We start from the raw sequence: 21,529 nt of genomic DNA on the forward strand, positions 1-21,529 counted from the left end.
GGAGCTCCGCCACATTGTCTCTGCTTAGTTTCCGTGTGGCGATTGGCTCCAACTGGGCCGGTGGCCTGGGTGTTTGGGCTTTGCGCTGAGCCGTGTGGTGTTTCTACTGTCAGCGCCCATGATCCTGAGCTTCTTCTCGTCCCGGGGCTGGGAGTCCTGGGAAGTCGAGCATCGGCCGTTGATTCCCGAGGGGATGCCCGTGCTCGTCGACGGCGATCTGCGCTTCGAGGACGGTCCGGCCGCGCTGCGCCCGACGGCGGTGGTGAACCGGTGGCTGCGTGAGCTCCCGGCCAGCGGGGCGCCCGCGCCGAGCTCGTGGGAGAACTACGCGCGAGTCCTCAAAGAGTGGATGGAGTTCCTGGCGGTACACGGAGTGGGCCTGTTCGACTTGCGGGAGCGGTTGAAGGCGGGGCTGAGCCGGTACGCCGAGCACCGGGCCGCGGGCCCGCTGAAGGCCCGGTTCGCGGCGACGACGTGGGGCCAGCACATGAGCATCCTGTCGTTGTTCTACCGGTGGGCGATCAACGACGGGTACGCGACGGCGGAGCCGTTCACCTACCGCTCCGCACGGGCCCTGTTCGCCGGGACCGGCCGGGAGGTCAAGGTGAATCTGGCGGTGCGCCGCACGCCGAAGCCGCACGTGACAATCAAGTACCTGGAGCCGGACTTCACCGAGTTGTTCCGCAAGGGGCTGCGTGGGCTGGCCCCGGACGGCTCGCAGGACACCGGGTTCCACGGCCGGGAGATGACCCGGAACGCTGCCATCGGGGACCTGGCACTGGCCACGGGGCTGCGGCTGCAGGAGTTCACCTATCTGCTGCCGTGGGAGATCCCCGCCCCGCCGCCCGCGCCGACCGCGGTGCCGATCCCCTTCCCGGTGCCGGCCGCAATCACCAAGGGAAGGAAGTTGCGCACCACCTGGATCTCCTTCGAGGTCCTCGCTGCGGTGCACGACTATCTGGAGCTGGACCGGGCGGCCACGGCGGAGGGGACGCGGTGGCGGCCGCCGCGACGGTGGGGCGAGCCGCTGATGGTGTCCGAGCCGGACGCCCGGGGCGGGCTGATCAACGGTGTTCGGAGGCCGTGGGCGTCGCTGACGCCGGCCGAGAGGCGGCGGCTGGTCGCGCCGGACGGGGGCTCGTGCCTGTTGGCGGTGAAGAACGGCGGCGGCCCGTTCACCGCCTGGGCGACGGTCTTCGAGCGCACATCGGACCGGATCCGGGCCCGGTTCGAGCCGCGTTTCCCGCACGTCTGGCCCCATCGGCTCCGTCATACGTTTTCGATGAGGACACTGGAGTACCTGGTCACCGGGCACTATCGGCAGGCCGCGAGCATCGTGACGGAGACGGACGCAGACGCTGCTCTTGTGTTCTACCTCTCCAAGGCCGACCCGCTGCTGGTCCTGCGTGACTTGCTTGGACACAGCACCGTACTCGTCACGGAAAAGTACCTCCGTCGCCTGGACACCACCCGCATTTACCGGGAGGCATACGAGGCCGCAGGGGCGGCGGCCGGCTTGACCGAGGACACGGAGGCCGAACACGAGGCCGCGGCAGAGTTCGCCGACGTCGTCGTGGCCGGAGGTGCCTGAGATGCCGGCCACGCTTGTCGACGAACCGCTTGGCCTGGACTGCGTCTTCAGCGACGGCAGGCGCGCGAAGCTCTCCCTGGATGGCCTGCCCAACCCGCAGCTGGCCTGGGACCTGGCCGTCGGCCTGGCCGAGCTGGTCCACCCGCACGGAACCGTGGACGCCGCCGGCAGCATGCAGCACTACACCAGCGCCGCCCGGCACATGGTGCGGACCCTCGCGGACCGGGGGTTCTCCGGTGGTCTTGGACAGCTGAGCCGCGGCATGCTCGCCGAGTACTGGATGGGCGCTTCCAGGGGACGTGAGGCCCTGACCCGGCACATGGTCCTGGGTTTCGCCGCGGTCGGAGGGACGCTCGTGCCGGGGGTGGAGGATCTCGCGAACGGCCGGAACTACCACCCGCAGCCCTACCGCAAGCCCCTGCCGCCCTACGACGAGGCCGAGTGGGACCGGCTCACCAGCGTCTGCCGCACGCTGACCAAGGAGTCGTACGCCGACCACCGCCGGGCACTGGCCGCCGCCTCCCGCGGACGGCACCCCGCCGAAGCAGGGTGGACAGCGGAGAACTTCTGCTGGCTGCTGTCACGGACCGGCCCGATCGGCACCCCAGACTTCGCCCGAGCTATCGGCGTGACCTTTGACGCCCTCCACAAACGCATCGGCGTCGGCCCCTTCCACGACGCTGTCCAGGGCCTCTTCCCTCACCTGGACGTGACGCTCGCCTACCGGCTGCTGTTCGGCATCTACTCCGGCATCGTGCCCGACGGCATCGACGATCTCGGTGTCGGCGACATCGACTGGGCCGGCGACGCCTCGATCCTGCTGTCCTACGTCAAGGGCCGCACCGCCGCCGAGAGCCTGAACCTCCCGCGTCGGGCCGTGCGTCTGCTGGAACAGTGGCTCGCCCACTCCGCGCTGCTGCGGAGCTTCATGCCGCCCGGAGACCGGGAACGGCTCTGGCTCTGCCTGGCACGGCCGGGAAATGCGGCCCTGGCCGCACGGAAGGTCACCAGCGTCTCCCGGCAGGCATGGGCCCGACGTCACGGCATCGTCGACGCCGAAGGCAAACCGCTGAAGATCCACCGGTCCCGGATCCGCACCACCCATCACGCGATGCGCGACAAGCGCACCTGGACAGGCAGCGCACGGGCCATCATCGATCCGAACCACACTCCTGCCGTCGAGGGCGACCACTACCTGAGCGCCACCACACCGGCCCAACGCACGGCCGTCGAGGCCATCGTCGAGGACGCCCAGCACGACCTGCTCAGACGCGCTCACCCGCCCACCGTCCTCACCGACGAGGACGCCGCCGCCCTGGCCCAGGACTACCCCGAAGTCGTGGCCGCCATGGAGCTGGACAACGCCGCACTCGCCGAGTTGACCGGCGGGCAGCGGGATGTATTCACCGCCGCCTGCGGCGACCAGCTGTCCGGGCTGCACGGTCCGAAGGGCAAGCCGTGTCCGGCCCGCCCCTGGGTCTGCCTGCTCTGCCCGCTGGCGGTGTTCGCCCCGCGGCATGCCGCGAACCTGCTGCGGCTGAAGGCGTTCTTCTCCAGGCAGTGGCACAGATGCCCGCCGCCCACTTCATGGCCGTCTTCGGCCCCTACGCCACCCGCATTCAGCAGGTCCTGGACCGCTTCGACCCCGTCCTGCTGGCCGAAGCCGCCGCCCACGTCCGCGACAAGGACGACGAACTGCCTCTGCGCCCCGAGGAGCTGACCGCATGACCACCGCTGGCACCGCGGCCTTTCACAGCGTGGGCGATGAGTCTCCCTTCGGCGGCGCGGACATCTGCCGAGAGGCGGGCTTCGACCTGCCCGCCGGGACCCGCCGACCGATCTTCGACGACGACCTATGGGACTTCACCGACGTGATCGGACTGCCGGTACAGATGCCGCTGCACCAACGGCGCTTCGGCTTCACCGCGATCACGGACCCGAGGTGGAGGCTGGTCGCCAAGGAACTCGTACTCGCGCTGCTGGCACCCCGGCATCCGGCAGTCGCACCCCTGCCCCGCGCCTACCGCACCGCATTGCACCTGCGGACCTGCGCAGGCCGGCTCGCCGAGCTCAGCCGCTTCTTCCACTGGCTCGCCGACCAGGGCCTCACCTCTTCTCTCACCCAGGTGGATGCCAGGTGCTGCGAGGCATACCTGGCCCACCGGCGCTACGTGCTCGACGAGCACGGCACCGTGGTCGGCAGCCAGAGCCCGGCTGTCCGGCGAGCCGCCGCCCTGGTCCCCATCGACCTGGTCAACTACCGCGAACTGTTCACCGCCGACCGGCCCAGCGACGATCTTGTCCCCTGGAAAGGCGCCACCGCCTCCGCCGTCGCCGAGATGCCCAACGGCCGGGACGAGAACAAGACTCAGCCCGTCGAGGACAGCGTGCTGCAGCCGGTCCTGGCCGCCGCCCTTTACCTGCTGTCCGCTCTCGGCCCGCACGCGGTCACGCTCGCCGAAGACATCCGGGAAGCTGATCGCATCGGTGTCCGCTATGCCCGCAAAGCCAGCAGCCGTCATGGGCGCAAGCCCCCAACCCAGCACCCAGAGGCGAAGATCACCGCGTTGCTCGCCGAACACGAGAGGACGAACGATCCCCTCCCCCTGCTCCCGGACCGCCACGTTGCCGACCGAATCGCCAAGGGCTGGGCGGCCAACGATCCGCTGGTGCATGTCTCTCTTGACCTCCTCGCCCGCCGGGCCGGGCTCAGCCAGTTCAGCTCACGGTGGCTGGCCACCCTGCGTGAGCCGCTGGAGGAGAGTCTGGCGAAGGTCGGAGCGGACAGAGAATTCGGGCGCAATGCCGCCAGCGTCGCGGCGGCGGACGACAACGAGGCGGTGCCCTGGACGCTGCCGCTGCACCGGCTTCAGGCGGTCGCCCTGGTCGGCATCGTCCGCACCGCCGCGGTGATCGTCCTGGCGGCGGTTTCCGGGATGCGTTCCAGCGAGCTCATGGAGCTGACGGTCGGCTGCCGCCGTCCTCCGGAGGAACAGGCCCCCGGCCTGACCCGTTACCGGCTGGTCAGCAAGGTGATCAAGGGACAGGAACTTGGCGGCATCGTCGACGAGTGGGTGGTCATCGAGCCCGCATACCGCGCTGTCGAGCTGATCGAACAGCTTCACCCCGACCGACGCGAAGGCGCCACACTCCTGGGGCGGTTCGCCTTCGACGTCCGTTACCGCTGGTTCCGGAACTGGGTCAACTCCCAGGCCGGACAACGACTCGGCCTGGCCCCGATCCCCACCGGACCGGTCACTCTGCGGCGCCTGCGACGGACCCTCGCGCTGGAGATGGCCTACCGCCCCGGCGGCGTCCTCGCGACCAAGATCCACCTCAAGCACATCGCCGTCGCGACCACCGAGGGCTACAGCTCCCGCCCCGGCGGCGCGCAAGCAGAACTGCTTGCCGAGGTCAACAAGCACGAAAGCGACCGCAACCTCCAGCTCGTCCTGGACGAGTTCCGCAACTACCAGCAGGGCAGCCTCCCCGCCGGCCCCGGAGCACGCGAACTCACCACGTTCTTCGCCAGCATCGACGCCCAGCTCGACGCAGTCTCAGCCTCGGCCCCGAAGACCCAGCGCAACGACCGCGACGTGCTCAACCTGCTGACCAAACGCGCCAAGGTCCTCCACCTCGGCCCGGCGAATTACTGCTGGTTCACCGACCCGTCCCGGGCGCTCTGCCTCAAGCTGGCCGGCACTCCCACCGCCGACAGACCGCTGGTCGGGATGTGTGACTCCGCCCGCTGCCCGCAGGCCACGCACCACTCCTGCCACCGCCCCGTCTGGGCCGAGCACGCCGAACGCACCGAGACGTTCATCGGGCAGCTCGGCACCACGCGCAAGATCGAACGCAACCGGCTCCAAGCCGACCACGACCGGGCTCTCCGCGTCGTCGCCGAGATCGACGCCGCGGGACAATCCCAACCAGAATGAGCAAGATCGAGAACGAAATTGGGGGCAATACCGTGGCACAAGCATTGAATCTATGGCGGCACGGTCTCGGAGAGGTGCCGGAGTCGGTTTGGCTGCGGACCGACCTGGAGATCTTGATTCTCGCGGACAATGGGCTGACGACGATCTCGCCCAAGATCGGATCTCTGCAGCGCCTGCACACGCTGGACCTGGGGCACAACGCGCTCACCACGGTGCCCAACGAACTGGGCGAGTTGGCAGCACTCACCGACTTCCTCTACCTGCACGACAACCACTTGGCAGAGCTCCCCGAGTCGCTGGGACGACTGACGCAGTTGCGCTACCTCAACGTCAGCGAAAACGGCCTCACCGAACTCCCGGAAACCATCGGCAACATGCGCTACCTCGTCGAGTTGCGAGCACAGCACAACCACCTGGCCAGGCTCCCCGACACGATCGGCAGCCTGTCGCAGCTGCGAGAGTTGTGGCTCCGCGGAAACGCCCTTCAACGTCTACCGGAATCCGCCGCCGGACTCACGCAACTGCGTCACCTGGACCTTCGCGAAAATGCGCTGACCGAGATTCCGGAGCCCCTGGCCGAGATCCCTTTGCTCCGGCACCTCGATCTACGTGCCAACCGCGTCAAGAAGCTGCCCGGCTGGCTCGCCCGGATGCCCTCACTGGAGAAACTGGACCTCCGCTGGAACGACATCGAGCCCGCCCCGCGACTCCTCGACGACCTGGTCCAACGTGGGTGCGTTGTCCTGAAGTGATCCAGCCCCCACCTCGGCACCACCTTCACGAGACAGACCACCGCATCCGGCCGCAACAGGAGTCACCATGAGGATCAGCGCAGCCCAGCGGGCCGAGAACGAGAATCGCGTCCGGGCCGCCATGGACCGTCTCCTGCGCGGACAGCTCCCGCCCGGCGGAAAGTGCGATGTCAAGACCCTCGCCCGCGAAGCGGGCGTCGACCGCACGGCCTTCTACGGCACCCGCCCCTACGCACACCTCCGCGTCGAGTTCGAGCGACGTCTGGACGCCATGCGCGAGACCGGCGAGATCCCCGATCCTCGCGAAGCCCAGATCACCCGGCTGAAGGCAGAGAACACCAAGCTCCGGGAACGGCTGGCCCGGTCGGAAGAGACAGTCGAAGAGCTCAGCGACTTCCGCAGCCAGGCCCTGGCCCGGCTGGCCGCACAGCACGAGGAGATCGTTCGGCTCCGTCAAGCCGCTGCAGGGACAAACCGAGTCAGCCGCCTTCCCGCTCCGCGGACCACGGTGATCGGGACCTGCAGTTGATGCGGGGCGGAGCAGAGGGGAAACACCACGTGGTCCCGTCAGCCGTGGTTGCGAAAGACGAGCAGATAGCGCCAGAAGAGGAGCCTGCGGATGTTGCATCCGGGCAGCAGCACCGCAGCTTCCCGGCGGATCTCGGCCAGGGGCATGGCCGGCTGTCTCACCGGCGCCTGCACCCCTTCCCGACCAGTCGCAGCAGAGACAGAGCGGAGTTTGTCCCTCACGGCGACAGCCAGCCTGGCGACGGCGTTGACGGGCACAGCTGCCAGGCTCCAGGCCCAGTCGAGCCGGGTCTTCTCCGGATAGCACCCCAAGATCACGAGGACCCCGCCGGGCGCGCAAGCGTCACGCAATGCGGCGACGGTGTCGAACGGCATGTGGTGAATGCTGGCGAGGCACGAGATGAAGTCGTAGTGCGCCTTGGGAAGTTCGACTCCAGTCACGTCCGCGTGCTGGAAGCGCGGACTCCGGTCGCCGGTCATCCGGCCGGACAGCGCGCGAGCCTCCGCGATGGCCTCCTCCGACGGATCGATCGCATCGACCTCTATGCCCAGGTGAGCGAGCCGACGCGCGAACTGACCGGTCCCGCACCCCACATCCAGTGCCGCACCGCAGTTCCGCGGCACCTGGCGCAACAGCAGACGGTGATAGTGGTCGTTGTGATCAAAAGGCATGGCCCCGACCCTGCCACAGCCGACGCACCCGGCCTCACCATCCACCATCAAGACCCTTGCGGTGATCTGCGTCACGCCGGCGGGTCCGGAATGCAACACAGGCCGCTGTCATCGTCGCGAACGCGGCGCCGGCAGCGAACCTGCTCAATGGCAACACGCACCCGACCGCACACGGCCTCTGCGGACACAAGGCACAGCTTCGTCTCCCTGCTCTCCGACCACGGCATCCCCCTGGAGCGGATCGCCCTCCTGGTCGGTCACAGCAGCCAAGCGACCACGGAAGCGGTCTACCGCAAGCAGCTCCGGCCCGTGATCACGCAAGGTGCCGAAGCGATGAACGACATCTTCGCCGAAGATCAGGAAGGGGAGGACACGGAGGGCGAGGAAGAGGGCGACGCAGTGGCCTGATCAAATTCGTTTGGCCCCCTGTTCTGGCCCCCCGAGCATGACAGAGGGCCATTCGCGATCACGCGAATGGCCCTCTGACCAGCGTCGGGGTGGCGGGATTTGAACCCACGACCTCTTCGTCCCGAATGAGGTTCGGTTGGTGATCTTGCCAGCGCGAGTGGTGTTTTCCCTGGTCAGGGCGTCGGACTGTCGTGGTCTCGCGTGCCCTCGAAGGGGCTCGGGGAGCGGATTGGCTCCCAGATGGCTCCCGGCGGGAGCAACGCCTCGCAGTGTCGTGCGATGCGGAGGTGGATGCGCAGCAGAGATCACCTGCCGCATAGCCCTTTCGAGTCGTTGGTGCTATATTCATTAGCACCATGTTGCTAAGGCTGAACACTGCGGACAACCGCCCCCTCCATGAACAGGTGGCCGGTGCGATCCGACGCGCCATCGCCGAAGGGGAGTGCGCGCCAGGTGACCGGCTTCCCCCGGCGCGGGACCTCTCCCAGGCGCTGGAGGTGAACGTCAACACGGTGCTGCGCGGTCTCCGGGCGCTGCGCGACGAAGGGGTACTGGAGTTCCGGCGTGGCAGAGGCGTGACGGTGACGGACGGCGCGGCCGAGCGTTCGGCGCTGCTGGATCGCGTTCGCGGTGTCGTGGTCGACGCAGCGCGCCTTGGATACAGCAAGAACGATCTCATCGACATGATCAGGGGGATTCAGTGACCGACAGTGCAGGGCGCAGGATCACTGCGGCGTGGGGTGCCACCGGCTGGGCCTTAGGGGTCCTGGTACTGCTGATGGTGATGCCGCTGGCTGCCAGCAGTCGGCTGCCGGACCGGCTGGCGACGCACTGGGACGCCGGCTCTGGGAAGCCCGACAGTTCGATGCCTCTGTGGGTCGCCTCGCTCTTCCCTGCGCTGATCTGGGCCGTGATGGCGACGGTCGTCGCCCTGGCGCTGTGGCGGGCTCGTGGCAGCGCGAACGGCGCAACACGCGGGTGGGTGGGCGCAACGCTGGGCTTCGGAGGCGTGACGCTCCTCGGCGGACAGGCGGCTGTCGTACGGGCGAATCTGGACCACACGGACTGGCGCCAAGCGGACTCGGTAACGGCGTGGGTCATGGTGACCCTCGCTGTGGCCGTTGTCGTGGGCGGGGTCGCACTGCTGGCCGGCCGCAGGGGGTCGGCCGCGGGGCCGCCGACGCCGGAGGGCCCGACGATGGAGATCCCTGAGGGACAGCGTTTTGTGTGGCTTTCCCGCACGTCCGTTCCCTGGCTTCATGCCACAGCCGCGGTAACCGGTGTGGTGGCGGTGGCAGCCGTCGCGGCGGCGGTGGGGGACTTGATGGGCGCCGAGGCCGCACTGCTGGCCGGGCCCTTCGCTCTCGCATCCGTCCTGGTGCTCGGCTGTGCGTCCGTGCAGGCACGGGTCAGTGAGAAGGGGCTGGAAGTGGCCTTCGGGCCGCTGGGTTGGCCAACCCGGCGCTGGTCGGCCGAGAACATCGACTCTGCTCGCGTCGAGATGCGTACGCCCGCACAGGTCGGCGGCTGGGGATACCGGCTGAGCGGGCTGGGCACCACCGTCATGCTGCGCAGCGGGGAGTGCCTGGTGATTCGAGCCACCAATGACAAGGAATTCGCCGTCAGCGTGGACGACGCTGAACGCGGAGCCGCTCTCCTGAACTCTTTGAGGGCTCAACGGTCAGTGGGGTGAGTAGGCATCGATGTGCCGCCCCTCACGGGACGCGACCCATACCCGCGCCTGCCGGTCGCCGTACGAGCTGCGCGTTGAGCCGACGCTCGGCAGCGCACGCCTCAGAGGTCGACGGGCGACGCGTCGTCGCCGAGCTGTGGGACCACGCGTGTCATCAGCCGCTCTTCCAGGACGGACGCGTAGATGGCGGCTCGGGTGGCGGCGGGGTGGCTCGGCGGCCAGATCCCGCGGCGGAAGACGCAGCGGCGACCGCGGAAGAGCATCACTGTCGTGGCGGCGACGACCACCTCGCCCGCAGCGCCGCGTACGACTTCGCAGGTGAGTGACTCCAGTTCGCCACCCCGTCGTTCGCAGAGGTCCTGGACAGCTCGGCGGGCGGGCCGCAGGAATGCGTCCGTGTATTCCTGCGGCCCGCCCCAGCCAGCGGGGGCGTCAGTCACCGCAGTTGTGCATCGCGCTGTCCGTCGAGGCCAGGACGACCTCGCCGCCGTCGGCGGGAAGCACGAGGTGGATGCCGTTGACCTTGAGGCCGGTGTCGGCGCCGGTCGAGGGCAGTTGTTCGTTCACGATGAGCCGGCCACCTCCGACGAGCGGGATCTCCGTGTTTGGATCACCCGCCACGGTAACTGGAACTCCCGCGATCTTCAGGGTGAGTGTGGTGCTGCCCATGGCCTTGCCGCACTCGCTGCTGGAGGTCGCGGTGAGCCCGGACACCTCGATGAGGGGCACACTGGGCAGCCCGATGCGTGCCTGCGCCACGGTCGAGGTCGCCGTGACCTTGCCGGGAGCCAGTGTCGTGGTGACCTTGGGGCACAGCTTCTGCACGGACAGCAGGAGTGAGGTGTACTCGGCCGAGCACGGGGTGTCGGTCGCGGTCGCGTCCGCCGTGCGGACAGTTCCGGTGTCGGGTTGCGGATCGATCTCCAGCAGCGGTACGCCGATGAGGTCGACGTGCGCCGAGATGCCGTAGGCGCGGCCCGTCGCGTACTGGAGCTTCAGCTGCGCGGAGGTGTCGGAGGCCAGGTAGCCGGCGTCACCGGCGAAGGACGCGCGCAGCGGGACGGTGGCGGAGTCGGTCAGCGGCTGGTCCACCGACGCGACGGTGCAGGTAGCGGTGCCCGTGTCGCTCGTCGTCCCCGTGCACGTCTGCTCGTGGTCCCCGGCGCCGAGGGCGAAGCGCACAATGCGCCCGGCCACCGCGTCTCCGCGGAAGTCGGTCAGTCTGGCGGCCAGTTGGGCTGGAGTGCCGTTGGCGAGGTGCGTCACGCCGGTGTAGTTGAGTTTCGTCGGTGAGGTCAGGCTCAGTTCTGCGGACGTGCCGGACGGGTTGTAGTCGTCATCGCCGCCGAAGGTGACGGCAACAGGTACCGCGTTCGATGTTCCTTGCGGCTGGTCGACCGAGCCGATGGTGCAGGCCGCCGTGCCCGATGCCGTGGTGGTGACGGTGCACGTCTGCTGTGCGGCCCCGGTCCCCAGGGCGAACTGCACGGCACGGCCGCCCACCGGCGTCCCGAAGTTGTTGGTGAGCTTCGCCGAAAGGTTGACCGGTGATCCGTTCACCGCGCTGTCGGCACCGGTGTAGGTGAGGGCGGTGTCCACCTTGTGAGGCTGCTCGGGACCGGGACAGTCTGCAGCCTGGAAGCAGGGCAGGAAGTAGTAGGCGGTGATGATCCCGAACGGCCTGCCGTCGCCCGAGCGTGGGTCGTTGTGGGTGACGTACACGACGACGAGGCTGGCGTCCGTGTTGGTGCAGATCACCCGGTTGTCCGGGGCGGGTACACAGAAGCCCTCGGTACCGACGGTCTCCTGGATGTCCTCGTGGTCGGGCACCACACCGTGTTCCAGGATGTGACGCCTGCCGAAGCCGTCCACGGGCGGGTTGCACTCGGGGCTCTTGCAGTCAGTCTGCCCTTCACGTAGCGGGATGTCGTTGCCCGCCGTGCCCCGGAAGGTGTCGACGACGGTCCAGTCGATCACGTGCGGATTCGGATCGCCGGGGTCGGCGGTTGCGGTGGCGGGTGCGACGAGGGCACCCAGCAGGCCCAGGAGCAGGGCGAGTACGGCGGATGACAGACGTCGGCGGGCCCGGCTGTACGCCGGGGCACGCGTGGGCGTGCGCGGGTGACCCTGAAGGACCGGCACGGAATCCCCCTCCTTGTGACCGGCCGCCCGGTGACGGCCCGGCACCCCCGCGACGTCCGGACCGCCACGGGGATACCCACCCTGCCGTCAGGTAAGGGACATGACAAACCTTTGCCACGTGACGGCGAGTCGGTCAGCGCACGGTCAGCCGTTACGTGTGCTTGGAGGCCAGTGATCAGGCCCTTCATTCACCGCAGAATCCCTAATCGACCACGTCGGCGCAGTCTGCTGACGACGCTTTGCTTGATGACCGCTTGCTCCTGAATGAGGTTCGACTATGTTGGCCACCTGCTGTGGGTGGTATCTGTGCACCCATGAGGGCCGGGCCTGTCAAGGGCAGAGCGGGGTTGTGGCCTGCGGCTCTCAAGTCGTGTGCCGAGGCGTTTGTGCGGGCGCTTCCTTGCCGTCGGTGTTGTTGGCGCTGTGTCGGCGTACGGGGATCGGGGTCTGAGGAGGCGTCACGGTGTGGCACGCGTGCGTGTGTTCCCCGGGACGGTTCTGGTGGCGGAGGGGTCTCGCAAGCAACAGCGGGGAGACGCGTGGCCGGGAGGAGCAGGGCCACGTCCGTAGCACACGATGCGCAAGGTCGATGCCTACAGGAGATCGTCCCCTTCCTCGTCGCCTTGGGCCTCCCCGTCGCCCGGGTCGTGGCTTCGGAAGTCGGGGTGGTTCTGGTCGTGCCTGTAGGCGGGGTGGAGCGGGGCCAGGCGCAGAGTGCGGTGGTCCCATGCGATGGCTTGGTCGCACTGGCGAGCGATGAAGGCCATGATGTCGCCGGGCTTCCAGCCGCCCGGGCTGGGGACGGCGATCTTGATGCGGCTGGTGGCATGGAGATCCTTATTCATTGGGTTGTAGGGCAGGGCGTGGAAGTCCTCGCCGGTTGCCCTCGCGTAGCATCGGCGAGCTCTTCTTCACCGGGTGGAAGGTTGGTGGGTCGTAGCGGACGGCCCGCTTGTCTCCGTCGGCTGGACCGCCAAGTAGTACCTGACGTGCGCCAGCGCGGGGCCCCTCCAGTACGCGATCGCCGAAGCCCTACGCCTTCCGGACGCGTACTTCGACAGCTTCGGCACTGACCTCCGCCGCAAGCGCGACCTGCTGGGCGACGGCCTCCGCACGGCTGGGTTCGAGATCGGATCAGTACCACCGACATCACCTCCTTCGGCGAGAAGGGTGCTTCGCCCTCTGCCGCGCCGTCTTCTACGACGACCCGGACGCTGGCCGCAGTCAGGTCCGCTTCACACTCTGCGAAAGGGACGACGTTCTCCACGAGACCACCAGCCGCCTGGAAAGCCTGACGTCCCGAACTCACGCCCCCTCCAGTCCCGAACTACTGGCTGTGGCTGCCGTCTCGGGGCCGGGGCCCCAACGACTACCAGCATCAGTTGCGCAGACGTCTTCGACCCGCAACGACGGGCAAACTGCGATGACTGGTCATCAGTGGACGCAAACACGCTGGTCAGATCGGGCATCCGGCTATGCACCGTCGCGAGCGCAACCAGACACCTGAAGAACAACATCTGTCGCTCCATCAAGATGCCATAGTCAGTTGTCAGTTGTCCCACCTAAGCTTGCCGACCATGAGCCACCCAGAGACATCCTTGCCCGTAGACAGCCCAACACTGGCCGAGTTGACACGTGCCGAGCTCATCGAGCTCATCGAAGCACAGCAGGAGGCCGGGATCCGGATCAGCTTCCCGGGCAAGAGTAACGCTCGCAAGACCGGGCGCAGGGTCCGTCCGCGGACCTTGCGTGAGCTTAAGTCGTACGGTGCCGGCTCTGAACCCGAGCGTGCGCATAACTTGGTGATAGAGGGCGATAACCTTCAGTCACTGGCCACACTGTACAAAGACCGCGGGCAAGTCGACCTGATAATTGCTGATCCGCCATACAACACCGGCCGCGATTTCAGATACAACGATCGTTGGGATGACGACCCCAACGATCCAGGTCTCGGTGAGTACGTTGCATCAGACGACGGCGCGCGCCACACAAAATGGATGAAATTCATGTGGCCGCGCCTGCAGATGATGAAGTCGATGCTAAAACCTGGCGGGGTTATTGCCGTCTGTATTGACTATCGGGAATTGTTCCGGCTCGGGCAGATGCTGGATGAGCTGTTCATGGAGCAGAATCGCCTGGCGATCATCAATTGGCAGAAGTCTTATGCGCCTCGTAATGATAAAAACCATGTAAGCGCCGCCACTGAGTACATCCTCGTTTACGCCAAGGATGAAGCCCGGGCTACTACAGCCCTGCTCCCGCGGACCCCAGAGATGGACGCACGCTACCGTTCTCCAGACGGGGATCCTCGTATCTGGAAACCAAAGGATGCGTCCGGATCAAAGGCTGCCAAAAATCAGACCATGGTCTACGCAATTCAGTCTCCCTTCACTGGAGAATTGCATTACCCGCAGGCTGGAAGTTGCTGGCGTACGGCGCAGCGGCAGTTGCTGACCTGGATTACACAGTGGGGTGCGGATTACGAACTCCGTGACCTTGATGATGCTGTTGAACGTGCAAAGATTATCGGTATTGCACCGTCCGACGTTCCCCCGGTCATGGGAATCGTCCTGAAGACACCCTTGGGAAAAGCATCCGCTGCAGCACGGAAAAGGCTTGAGGCCGGCCATTGGCCGCAGCTTTTCTTCGGCCAGAAGGGCACTGGCAGACCTGCTCTGAAGAGCTACCTTGAAGACGTCAAGCAGGGGCGAGTGCCGACGACATTCTGGGCTGATGAAGATTACACGCAGCCCATAGTGCTCGGTACGACATCATGGGCTCACACGGAGTCAGGTCATAGCCAAACGGGGATAGGTGAACTCGATGCGATAGTAGGTCCCCATCATGGGTTCGATACGGTAAAGCCACTGAAGCTAATAGAAAAAGTGATCAATCTGTGGTGTCCCCCCGATGGGATTGTGCTGGATCCCTTTGCCGGTTCAGGAACTACCGGGCACGCAGTGCTACGCCTCAACGCCGAGACCGGTTCGGAGCGTCGCTTCACTCTGATAGAGCAAGGGCGGCCGGATAGAGGAGACAGTTATGCACGATCGCTGTTGGCCGACAGGCTGAAGCGTGTGATTAGCGGAAAATGGCGTAGCCAGACAGTGGACCCACAGCCTGGCGGATTCCGTTTTGCTGCGCTCGACCGCAAAGTTGATGCGGCCGCTCTGCTGAGCATGGAACGTGGCGAGATGACCGACACCGTCATCGCCTCTCACTTTGATTCGAACCGTCGACGTGGACCTGGCCTTAGCTACGAGGCACCAGCCAAGTACCGGTACCTTGTGGCTCGCAACGCCGACGATGAAGGGTTCTTCCTCGTCTGGGACGGCCCCAACGAGAATACGAACCTTACGGAAGACGTATACGAGGACATAGTCGCAGAGGCTACGGATGCGAACCTAAAGCCGATCTACCATGTCTATGCTCGACTCTTCCTGTTCCAAACTGATGATGTGATCTTCTATCAGATACCGGATCGGATTCTCAGGGACTTTGGTTTGGACCTCCGTGGAGAACCGTTCAGCGAAGAGTGATTGAAATGGCAAACTTAGGTACAAAAAGGCTTACTGGGGGCGGAAAATGCTTGAGTTGAAGGACTTCCAGCAGGAAGCGTCGGCACTGATTTCTGAGAGATTTGCTAGGTATTATGTCGACCCACCCATGCGAGGAAAGGCGACGTCGACCCGGGTCGTTCCGTTCTTCCAGGCCCTGGCGTCGATAACGGCTTCCGGTAAGACGGTGATATTGGCAGACGCGGTTGCTGGCATGGCGGCTACCCTGCCGATGGCTCCTGTTGTGCTGTGGCTGAGCATGGGCCGTGTGGTTGTTGAGCAGTCGCTCGCGAATTTGTCGCCGGGCGGAAAGTATCACCATCTGTTGGGTGATACTACCGTTGCGACTCTTGCTGACTATGACCTGGACACCGTGCGCGAAGCCACAAAACCGCTTCTCTACTTCGCCACTGTGGGCACTTTCAACCAGCGTGATAAGGAGCGTGGCGATCGTGTCATTTTCCGCTGTGACATCGATACTGCCGAGGCTAGCACGTGGGACCTCCTAAAGCTGCGAGCTACCTCCGACGGGGTTCGACGTCCTCTTATCGTTGTCTACGATGAGGGTCATAACCTGTCAGACCAGCAAACGAGTCTGCTGCTTGAACTGCAACCCGATGCTTTCCTGGTCGCCAGTGCGACTATGCGCCTTCCCGCTCGTCTTTCAGATGAGATTAAAGACCTGAAGAAAGAGGGATGGACGGACGGCGACCTGATTACACCCGTTGATCCTTCGGCGGTTGTAGAGGCCGGTCTCATCAAAAGCAGTGTTCTTCTTGCAGGTTATGAGGCGCCGATGGAAGAGACTGTCTCTGCCATGCTTGCCGACATGAAGGATGCTAGCGAACAGGCGAAGCTGCTGGAGTTGGAGGCACCTAAGGCCATCTACGTCTGTAAGACGAACATCGTCGAGGGTGACGCATCCCGAACGGACGACCCTAAGCGGCCGTTCTCGTCGCGTGAGGCCCCTCCTATCCTAATTTGGCGCTACCTTGTTGAAACCTGCGGGGTTGATCCAAGCAAGATTGCCGTCTATTGCTCGCTGAAGTTCGATCGCAACTTTCCCCCTCCCTCGGACTTCAACCTCTTTTCGGGAGGGGACAAGGATTACGTCAACTTTACCGAGGGAGACTATGAGCATGTGATCTTCAATCTCAGCCTACAAGAAGGATGGGATGATCCCAGGTGTTATTTTGCGTACGTAGACAAAAGCATGGAATCCAATGTTGCGATAGAACAGGTGATTGGTAGGCTTCTGCGTCAACCTGGTGCGCAACACTATCCATACGAGCGACTGAACACCGCCCATTTCTATGTGCGGGTTGATAGGCGCAATGTCTTCAGTGAAATCCTGTCGGCTGTTGCTGGCAAACTTGAAACTGAAGCTCCGGAGGTACGTCTCGTTGCAGCCTCTCCGACTACGCCGAAGCCAGAACTGCTTCCGCCCAAGGAAGTAAAGGCAGTATTCAAGACAGCTCGTGATGCTTCATATGCCGCAGAGCCTGTTCGAAAGCTGACCGACTTGTTGACCGACTACCGGAAGGACGACGGAACAAATACCCGCGCCAGTGGAGGGCGCAGTATTGTACAACGTGCGGTGGGAATTTCGGCGGATGGTTCTCCGGAGCTGGTCTGGGAAGACTTTGAACACACGAATCAGGTTTCGGCGCGATGGATCTTCTGCCGTGAGGTGGGTCGACGTTTCCAGGGTGCACTTGGGGTCGCGCCAACGCATGAACCGAAGTTCGATGCACTAATCGGGTTCGGCTCGTCGGCTTACGCGCACGTTATGCGCGTGGCTGCCGACGTCGTGGATGCTTACGTGGAAAACGTAGTACTCAAGCAGCAGCGGCCGAATCCCCATGAGGTTGGCCCTATCTTCGTCCGGCCGGAGTCGCTGGTAACTTTCGAACATGCTCTGCACGCCGGATATAGTGACTTGAATGCGAGTTTGGAGATCCCATTTGCTAAAGCGCTAGATAAGTATGGCTTGCCCTGGTGTCGAAATCCAAGTCGGAGTGGGTATGGGATCCCTCTGATCACAATGGGGAAGACCCGAACATTCTATCCGGACTTCTTGGTTTGGTCCGGGGATGATGTTTTTGCCCTGGATACTACAGGCCCTCATCTTCTTGCCGACAAAACGGGGCGGAAGCTGTTTTCTATCCGTGGTGTACGAAACATGCCAGGTCGCCTACTGGTGAGATTTGTATCGCCTGGAAAGTTCACGAACGAGACGACGCAGGTCGATAGCGAAGGTTTCACAGTGTGGGGATTGAAGCAAGACGGGACCTTGAGGGTGTTTCACGCCGAGACTGCTGCTGATGCAGTTGAGAAGGCCCTGGTTCGTGAATACTAGCTCGATCTTCCGTGACGGTCCGTCGGATTCCTGGCGGGCCGTTTCGGTCGTCTGGGCTGATCACGGGCAGGTCTGTGGCCCGGCTTTCGCGTCGGGTGGGCGCCCTGTTCCATGCCTCCGGTCGGGGCGGTGCGGCTCGTAGGGAGGGGCTGTTGGTACCGCCGGCGGAGTTGGTGCAGGTCGGAGTGCGCCGGCCCACCGGAACTTCCCCGGCTACTGGGCCGAGGCATCAACCTTCGACGACCGCCCTCGTGAAAGCCAGGTTAGGGTGCGGGATGTGCAGCGCCTCCTGGTTCTCTTCGATCTCGACGACACACTCGTGGACCGGCGGGGAACGCTCGCCGACTGGGCTGCCGAGTTCACCGCCAGGCACGGCCTGGGGGACGGGGAGCACGCATACGTCCTAGGCATGGTAGCCGAGCGGGCCTATCCATCCACCTTCGATGCGATCCGCTCCTCGTACCGGCTGCCCATGTCGACTGACGTGTTGTGGCGCGCGTACTGCGCGGACATCGCAGCCTTGGTCTCGTGCCCGGCCGAGGTCCTCGATGGCTTGATCGAGCTGCGCGCGGCCGGTTGGCGAGTGGGGGTTGCCACCAACGGCGCGGTGGACATCCAGCGCGCCAAGCTGCGTGCCACCGGTATCTCCGAGCGGGTGGACGGCGTCTTCGTCTCCGAGGAGGCCGATGCGCGCAAACCGCAGACGAGGCACTTCGTCCTGGCAGCGGCCCGCTGCGGCACCGTGCTGGGCGATGACGGCTGGATGGTCGGTGACAACCCGGTCAATGACATCGCTGGCGGACGCTCAGCGGGGCTGTACACCATATGGATCGGCAACGACCGCTCCTGGCCACCGGACGATCCCAGGCCGGACCACACGGTGCCGCATGCACGCGCTGCCATCGACCTACTGCTTCGGTACTCCGCCAGCCACAAGAGGACCACGGCATGACTGACACCGTCGGGCTGCTGCACCCTGGCAGTATGGGATCCGCCTTCGGCGCCCAGCTGCGTGCTCGCGGCCACATCGTGCTGTGGTGCCCCGACGGACGCAGCGACACAACCCGCCGCAGGGCTGAGCGGGCGGGCCTCGAACCTGAGCCACTGCCCGAGCTGATCTCTCGTTCCGACGTGCTGCTCTCCCTGTGCCCTCCCGCCGCAGCGGAGGAGACCGCCGCTCGGGTAGCCGCACTTGGCATGGCCAGCGCGGGCACGACCTACGTCGAAGCGAACGCCGTGTCGCCGTCGCGCGTTCAGCACATCGCCGACCAGCTGGCCCCGATGCCGGTTATCGATGCTGCCGTGGTCGGATCGCCTCCGGTGGGCGGCAAATCCTCGACGCTCTATCTGTCCGGCCCCGGCAAGCAAGCTGACCGGATCGCCGAGCTATTCGCCGGCACCGATGTGCGGCCCCACGTCCTGGGTGACAGCATCGGCAAAGCCTCCGCGCTCAAGCTCGCGTACTCCAGCTACCAGAAGGTCTCCCGCGTGCTGGCCGCCCTGGCGTACGGGGCAGCCGAAACGTACGGTGTCGCGGACGAACTGCTGGCGATCGCAGCCAAGCGCACCGGCAGCTACCTCGTTGAGACCGACTACATCCCCAAGACTGCTGCACGAGCCTGGCGTTGGGGCCCAGAACTTGAGGACGCGGCGGCCTTGCTCGCCGACGCCGGGCTTCCGGACTCTCTCATGCATGCCGCTGCCGCGACGCTCGCGCGGTGGGACGACAACCGAGACGAGCGCCTAGACATCGCCGGCGCGCTGGAAACCCTGCGGGCACAAGGGGACCTGCATAATCCGAGTTGAGTGGTCGCGTCCGCCGCGTCGATAACGTCCTGGCCGTCAGGAGCGAGGTTACGATGCGCGAACGATCGCATCGATCCTCTCTGCGGCTTCATGGGGTGCCGTCGCTTCCGTGTCCACGCGCAGCTCCCACTGAGCCTGCGGATGAGCCGCAAGATCGGCTTGAGTGGCGTCCCACGCGGCCAGCCGTGCTGCCGTGTCGGTGTCCCCTCGCTGCGGTGATCGTTGGGCGGTGGTCTCCTTGGAGCACCACAGCAGAACGCGCACCCACTGCGCCGGGAAGAGGGTGGGTACCTGCTCCATCCCCACCATCTGACCGAGGTGGACGACGGGGGTCCTGCCGCCCTCCATGGCCTGGCCGAGGCCGGGGCGATCGACGACGTAGACGTTGCCGTATCTGTCGTTGCGGTAGATGACGTCCCCGCATGCCTCCAGGGCGGCCAGTTGCTCTGGTGTGCCCATTCGGTAGCCCTGGGTCTTGCCGGTCCCGATCTTCAGCCGAGTGAACGGCACGTACCGCGCATCGAGTTCGGTGAGTGCCGCCGTGACCGTGTCCTTGCCTGCCGCCGGCGGCCCGTAGAGCAAGATGCCCTGCCTCACTGGAACACCGTCCCGAAGACCTGGCGCACCTGGTCCGTGAGCGAGATCGCGGCGCCGAGCCGGTTGTCGACGACCAAGTGCGGCACGACGGGCCGCAGTTCAAGATCGATTCCGGCGGCGTAGGTATCCCAGTTCTGGAGTTTCCAGCTGTCCCGGGCGGCGGACCGGAAGCTGATGTACTCATGCATCGTGTCGACGTCGCACTGAATCCAGACGACGGCCACAGTGACGCCACGCGCTTCACAGCGGTTGATCAGACGCCGCATCCAACGAGGATCAGTGGCCTCGGCGATGAAGGGCGCGCTGAGTACGGTGCTAATCGCGCAGTCGATGTTCGCGTACGCGGTCTCCAGGAGGCACTGGTACTCCAGCGGGCGGACCTTCTCCCGGTAGAGGTCGGTGTGCCGGTCGTTGGGCTCGCTGCCCATCTCTACGAGGAGGCGCTCAACAAGGGGGCGTGTGATCGGGTCCTTGTCGAGCACAGGCCAGCCGGTGAGCTGGGATATGAAGCGGGCGAACTCCGACTTCCCGCTGCCCGCGTAGCCGCCGACCATCATCAGGGTCGGCTTGTTCGGGTCGCCCCCTGTGTGGCGGCGCTTCCAGGCGTCAAGGATGCGCTGCTGCATGCCCTGCCCATCAGAGTCCTCCGTGCCGGGCGCGAGCTGGAGCAACGCGCGCTCCACGGCGAGGACATGGGCTCCATTGTGCGGCTCGCTCGACGCGGTGAACTTGAGCTTGGTGGCCTCGTCGGGCAGAGGGTTGCGGAAGCCGAGCTCGGGCTCGGTCGCGCGGTACAGCAGACAGTACGCACGACGGTAGTGCGGTCCGGGATAGATCTCACCCTGCTCGTGCTGCCACAGCGTCTGAAAGTTGGCGGCCGGCACCGCGAGCCCCGCCGCCCGGGCCACCTCGCGCAGTTGCTCGCCCGCGCCTTCGAGCGTCAGGCCGTGGGCTTCGCGTTGCTGCCTCAACCTGTCCGGGCGCCAACCCGGGCGACTCTTCCCCACCGCGCCTACCGCCTGCCCATCCCTGGTCATGATCCGGAGCCTAGGTCAGCCTCTCATGAGCGCGTGTGTAAGCGGATGTTGAAAAGTCAGACCTACCAACCATGAACCGCTGATGAGCAGCTTCGGCAACAGCTCGTGATACTCCGCACACCTCCGGACCGCTGTCATGGTCACACCGACGCGGTCGTCCCACGCCCGCCTCGGTCTCCAGTAATCGTCCGGGATCGGAGGGGGTACTGCGGTGGCCGTCGATGTTGCTGTCCTGCTGATCCTCGGCATCGTGATCGCCTTCTTGTGCCGAGGAGGTGGGCTCAAAGCGGGGCACGCCGCGGTGTGCGTGGTCTTCGGTTTGTACCTCGCCGGGACCGACAGCGTCGGCCCGTTCGTGAAGGACGTGACGGCGTCGGTCGCCGGCCTGCTGTCGGGGCTGAGGCTGTGAGCGCGGCGCCAGCGTCACCGGGCCCCGTCTGCCCACCACG

General features: G+C 65.5%; 18 protein-coding genes and 2 pseudogenes. 14 read left to right on the forward strand and 6 right to left on the reverse strand.

The genetic code is table 11. The annotated features are described in order from the left end of the window. The first annotated feature begins 118 nt into the window (after positions 1-118). The 5 genes from GFH49_RS11175 (at position 119) to GFH49_RS11195 (ending at position 6,810) form a co-directional block, all read left to right on the forward strand. Positions 119-1,591, forward strand: a complete 1,473-nt coding sequence (locus GFH49_RS11175; RefSeq protein ID WP_155055683.1) for a site-specific integrase — start codon at positions 119-121, stop codon at positions 1,589-1,591. Position 1,592: 1 nt separating this feature from the next. Beyond that, complete coding sequence (locus GFH49_RS11180; RefSeq protein WP_230396239.1) at positions 1,593-3,311, forward strand: hypothetical protein; 1,719 nt, start codon at positions 1,593-1,595, stop codon at positions 3,309-3,311. A gap of 4 nt (positions 3,312-3,315) precedes the next feature. Then, complete coding sequence (locus GFH49_RS11185; protein ID WP_155055684.1) at positions 3,316-5,529, forward strand: site-specific integrase; 2,214 nt, start codon at positions 3,316-3,318, stop codon at positions 5,527-5,529. Further along, positions 5,526-6,281 carry a leucine-rich repeat domain-containing protein gene (locus GFH49_RS11190; protein WP_155055685.1) on the forward strand — a complete coding sequence of 252 codons (756 nt, stop codon included), beginning with the start codon at positions 5,526-5,528 and terminating at the stop codon, positions 6,279-6,281. Before GFH49_RS11185 ends, GFH49_RS11190 begins: the two co-directional genes overlap by 4 nt. Positions 6,282-6,348: 67 nt before the next feature. Then, positions 6,349-6,810 (forward strand): hypothetical protein, encoded by a 462-nt coding sequence (locus tag GFH49_RS11195; protein WP_155055686.1) that lies wholly within the window; start codon positions 6,349-6,351, stop codon positions 6,808-6,810. A gap of 38 nt (positions 6,811-6,848) precedes the next feature. Here GFH49_RS11195 and GFH49_RS11200 read toward each other — a convergent pair whose 3' ends face one another. Then, positions 6,849-7,481: a class I SAM-dependent methyltransferase gene (locus tag GFH49_RS11200; protein WP_155055711.1), complete on the reverse strand. Its 633-nt coding sequence runs from the start codon at positions 7,479-7,481 to the stop codon at positions 6,849-6,851. A 186-nt stretch (positions 7,482-7,667) separates the two neighbouring features. On the opposite strand from GFH49_RS11200, the pseudogene GFH49_RS11205 reads away from it, so the two are divergent. From GFH49_RS11205 to GFH49_RS11215, 3 genes and pseudogenes are all read left to right on the forward strand, one after another. Then, positions 7,668-7,889, forward strand: a pseudogene (locus GFH49_RS11205) (site-specific integrase); the annotation flags it as partial. A gap of 356 nt (positions 7,890-8,245) precedes the next feature. Then, positions 8,246-8,593 carry a GntR family transcriptional regulator gene (locus tag GFH49_RS11210; protein WP_155055688.1) on the forward strand — a complete coding sequence of 116 codons (348 nt, stop codon included), beginning with the start codon at positions 8,246-8,248 and terminating at the stop codon, positions 8,591-8,593. After that, entirely contained in the window at positions 8,590-9,582 is a 993-nt protein-coding gene (locus tag GFH49_RS11215) for a DUF1648 domain-containing protein (RefSeq protein WP_268867480.1), read from the forward strand. Before GFH49_RS11210 ends, GFH49_RS11215 begins: the two co-directional genes overlap by 4 nt. A 101-nt stretch (positions 9,583-9,683) precedes the next feature. Here GFH49_RS11215 and GFH49_RS11220 read toward each other — a convergent pair whose 3' ends face one another. The 3 genes from GFH49_RS11220 to GFH49_RS11230 all read right to left on the reverse strand — a co-directional run bounded on the left by GFH49_RS11220 (position 9,684) and on the right by GFH49_RS11230 (position 12,569). Then, the gene (locus GFH49_RS11220) at positions 9,684-10,022 is read right to left on the reverse strand and encodes a hypothetical protein (protein WP_155055689.1); all 339 of its coding nucleotides are present in this window, start codon (positions 10,020-10,022) and stop codon (positions 9,684-9,686) included. Next, on the reverse strand, positions 10,015-11,724 hold the full coding sequence (locus GFH49_RS11225; RefSeq protein WP_155055690.1) for a choice-of-anchor P domain-containing protein: 1,710 nt from the start codon (positions 11,722-11,724) through the stop codon (positions 10,015-10,017). The genes GFH49_RS11220 and GFH49_RS11225 overlap by 8 nt, the downstream gene beginning before the upstream one ends. Positions 11,725-12,317: 593 nt before the next feature. Further along, positions 12,318-12,569, reverse strand: coding sequence for an RNaseH domain-containing protein (locus tag GFH49_RS11230; RefSeq protein WP_196217934.1), 252 nt, complete (start codon positions 12,567-12,569; stop codon positions 12,318-12,320). A gap of 47 nt (positions 12,570-12,616) precedes the next feature. Between GFH49_RS11230 and GFH49_RS40025 the strand changes: the two are divergent. The 5 genes and pseudogenes from GFH49_RS40025 to GFH49_RS11250 all read left to right on the forward strand — a co-directional run. Beyond that, a pseudogene (locus tag GFH49_RS40025) lies at positions 12,617-13,024 on the forward strand (pyridoxal phosphate-dependent aminotransferase family protein); the annotation flags it as partial. A 277-nt stretch (positions 13,025-13,301) separates the two neighbouring features. Further along, a complete protein-coding gene (locus GFH49_RS11235) occupies positions 13,302-15,263 on the forward strand; it encodes a site-specific DNA-methyltransferase (RefSeq protein WP_155055691.1) in 1,962 nt (653 codons plus the stop codon). 55 nt (positions 15,264-15,318) lie between these two features. Further along, complete coding sequence (locus GFH49_RS11240; protein ID WP_196217935.1) at positions 15,319-17,640, forward strand: DEAD/DEAH box helicase; 2,322 nt, start codon at positions 15,319-15,321, stop codon at positions 17,638-17,640. A 277-nt stretch (positions 17,641-17,917) separates the two neighbouring features. After that, entirely contained in the window at positions 17,918-18,592 is a 675-nt protein-coding gene (locus GFH49_RS11245; RefSeq protein ID WP_155055692.1) for an HAD family hydrolase, read from the forward strand. Further along, positions 18,589-19,446, forward strand: coding sequence for an NAD(P)-dependent oxidoreductase (locus GFH49_RS11250; RefSeq protein ID WP_155055693.1), 858 nt, complete (start codon positions 18,589-18,591; stop codon positions 19,444-19,446). The genes GFH49_RS11245 and GFH49_RS11250 overlap by 4 nt, the downstream gene beginning before the upstream one ends. 48 nt (positions 19,447-19,494) lie before the next feature. Here GFH49_RS11250 and GFH49_RS11255 read toward each other — a convergent pair whose 3' ends face one another. Together GFH49_RS11255 and GFH49_RS11260 are read right to left on the reverse strand one after the other, a co-directional pair. Continuing rightward, positions 19,495-20,043 carry a phosphotransferase-like protein gene (locus GFH49_RS11255; protein ID WP_155055694.1) on the reverse strand — a complete coding sequence of 183 codons (549 nt, stop codon included), beginning with the start codon at positions 20,041-20,043 and terminating at the stop codon, positions 19,495-19,497. Beyond that, on the reverse strand, positions 20,040-21,080 hold the full coding sequence (locus GFH49_RS11260; protein WP_155055695.1) for an AAA family ATPase: 1,041 nt from the start codon (positions 21,078-21,080) through the stop codon (positions 20,040-20,042). Before GFH49_RS11260 ends, GFH49_RS11255 begins: the two co-directional genes overlap by 4 nt. Before the next feature lie 211 nt (positions 21,081-21,291). Between GFH49_RS11260 and GFH49_RS11265 the strand changes: the two genes are divergently transcribed. Beyond that, on the forward strand, positions 21,292-21,489 hold the full coding sequence (locus GFH49_RS11265; protein WP_155055696.1) for a hypothetical protein: 198 nt from the start codon (positions 21,292-21,294) through the stop codon (positions 21,487-21,489). Positions 21,490-21,529 lie beyond the last annotated feature (40 nt).

It is taken from the genome of Streptomyces blattellae (assembly GCF_009709555.1).
Taxonomy (GTDB): Bacteria; Actinomycetota; Actinomycetes; order Streptomycetales; family Streptomycetaceae; genus Streptomyces; species Streptomyces blattellae.

Coding starts and splice junctions, on each gene's coding strand:
- GFH49_RS11175 (WP_155055683.1), top strand. CDS start 119: ATGATCCTGAGCTTCTTCTCGTCCCGGGGCTGGGAGTCCTGGGAAGTC.
- GFH49_RS11180 (WP_230396239.1), top strand. CDS start 1,593: ATGCCGGCCACGCTTGTCGACGAACCGCTTGGCCTGGACTGCGTCTTC.
- GFH49_RS11185 (WP_155055684.1), top strand. CDS start 3,316: ATGACCACCGCTGGCACCGCGGCCTTTCACAGCGTGGGCGATGAGTCT.
- GFH49_RS11190 (WP_155055685.1), top strand. CDS start 5,526: ATGAGCAAGATCGAGAACGAAATTGGGGGCAATACCGTGGCACAAGCA.
- GFH49_RS11195 (WP_155055686.1), top strand. CDS start 6,349: ATGAGGATCAGCGCAGCCCAGCGGGCCGAGAACGAGAATCGCGTCCGG.
- GFH49_RS11200 (WP_155055711.1), bottom strand. CDS start 7,481: ATGCCTTTTGATCACAACGACCACTATCACCGTCTGCTGTTGCGCCAG.
- GFH49_RS11210 (WP_155055688.1), top strand. CDS start 8,246: ATGTTGCTAAGGCTGAACACTGCGGACAACCGCCCCCTCCATGAACAG.
- GFH49_RS11230 (WP_196217934.1), bottom strand. CDS start 12,569: ATGAATAAGGATCTCCATGCCACCAGCCGCATCAAGATCGCCGTCCCC.
- GFH49_RS11235 (WP_155055691.1), top strand. CDS start 13,302: ATGAGCCACCCAGAGACATCCTTGCCCGTAGACAGCCCAACACTGGCC.
- GFH49_RS11250 (WP_155055693.1), top strand. CDS start 18,589: ATGACTGACACCGTCGGGCTGCTGCACCCTGGCAGTATGGGATCCGCC.
- GFH49_RS11260 (WP_155055695.1), bottom strand. CDS start 21,080: ATGACCAGGGATGGGCAGGCGGTAGGCGCGGTGGGGAAGAGTCGCCCG.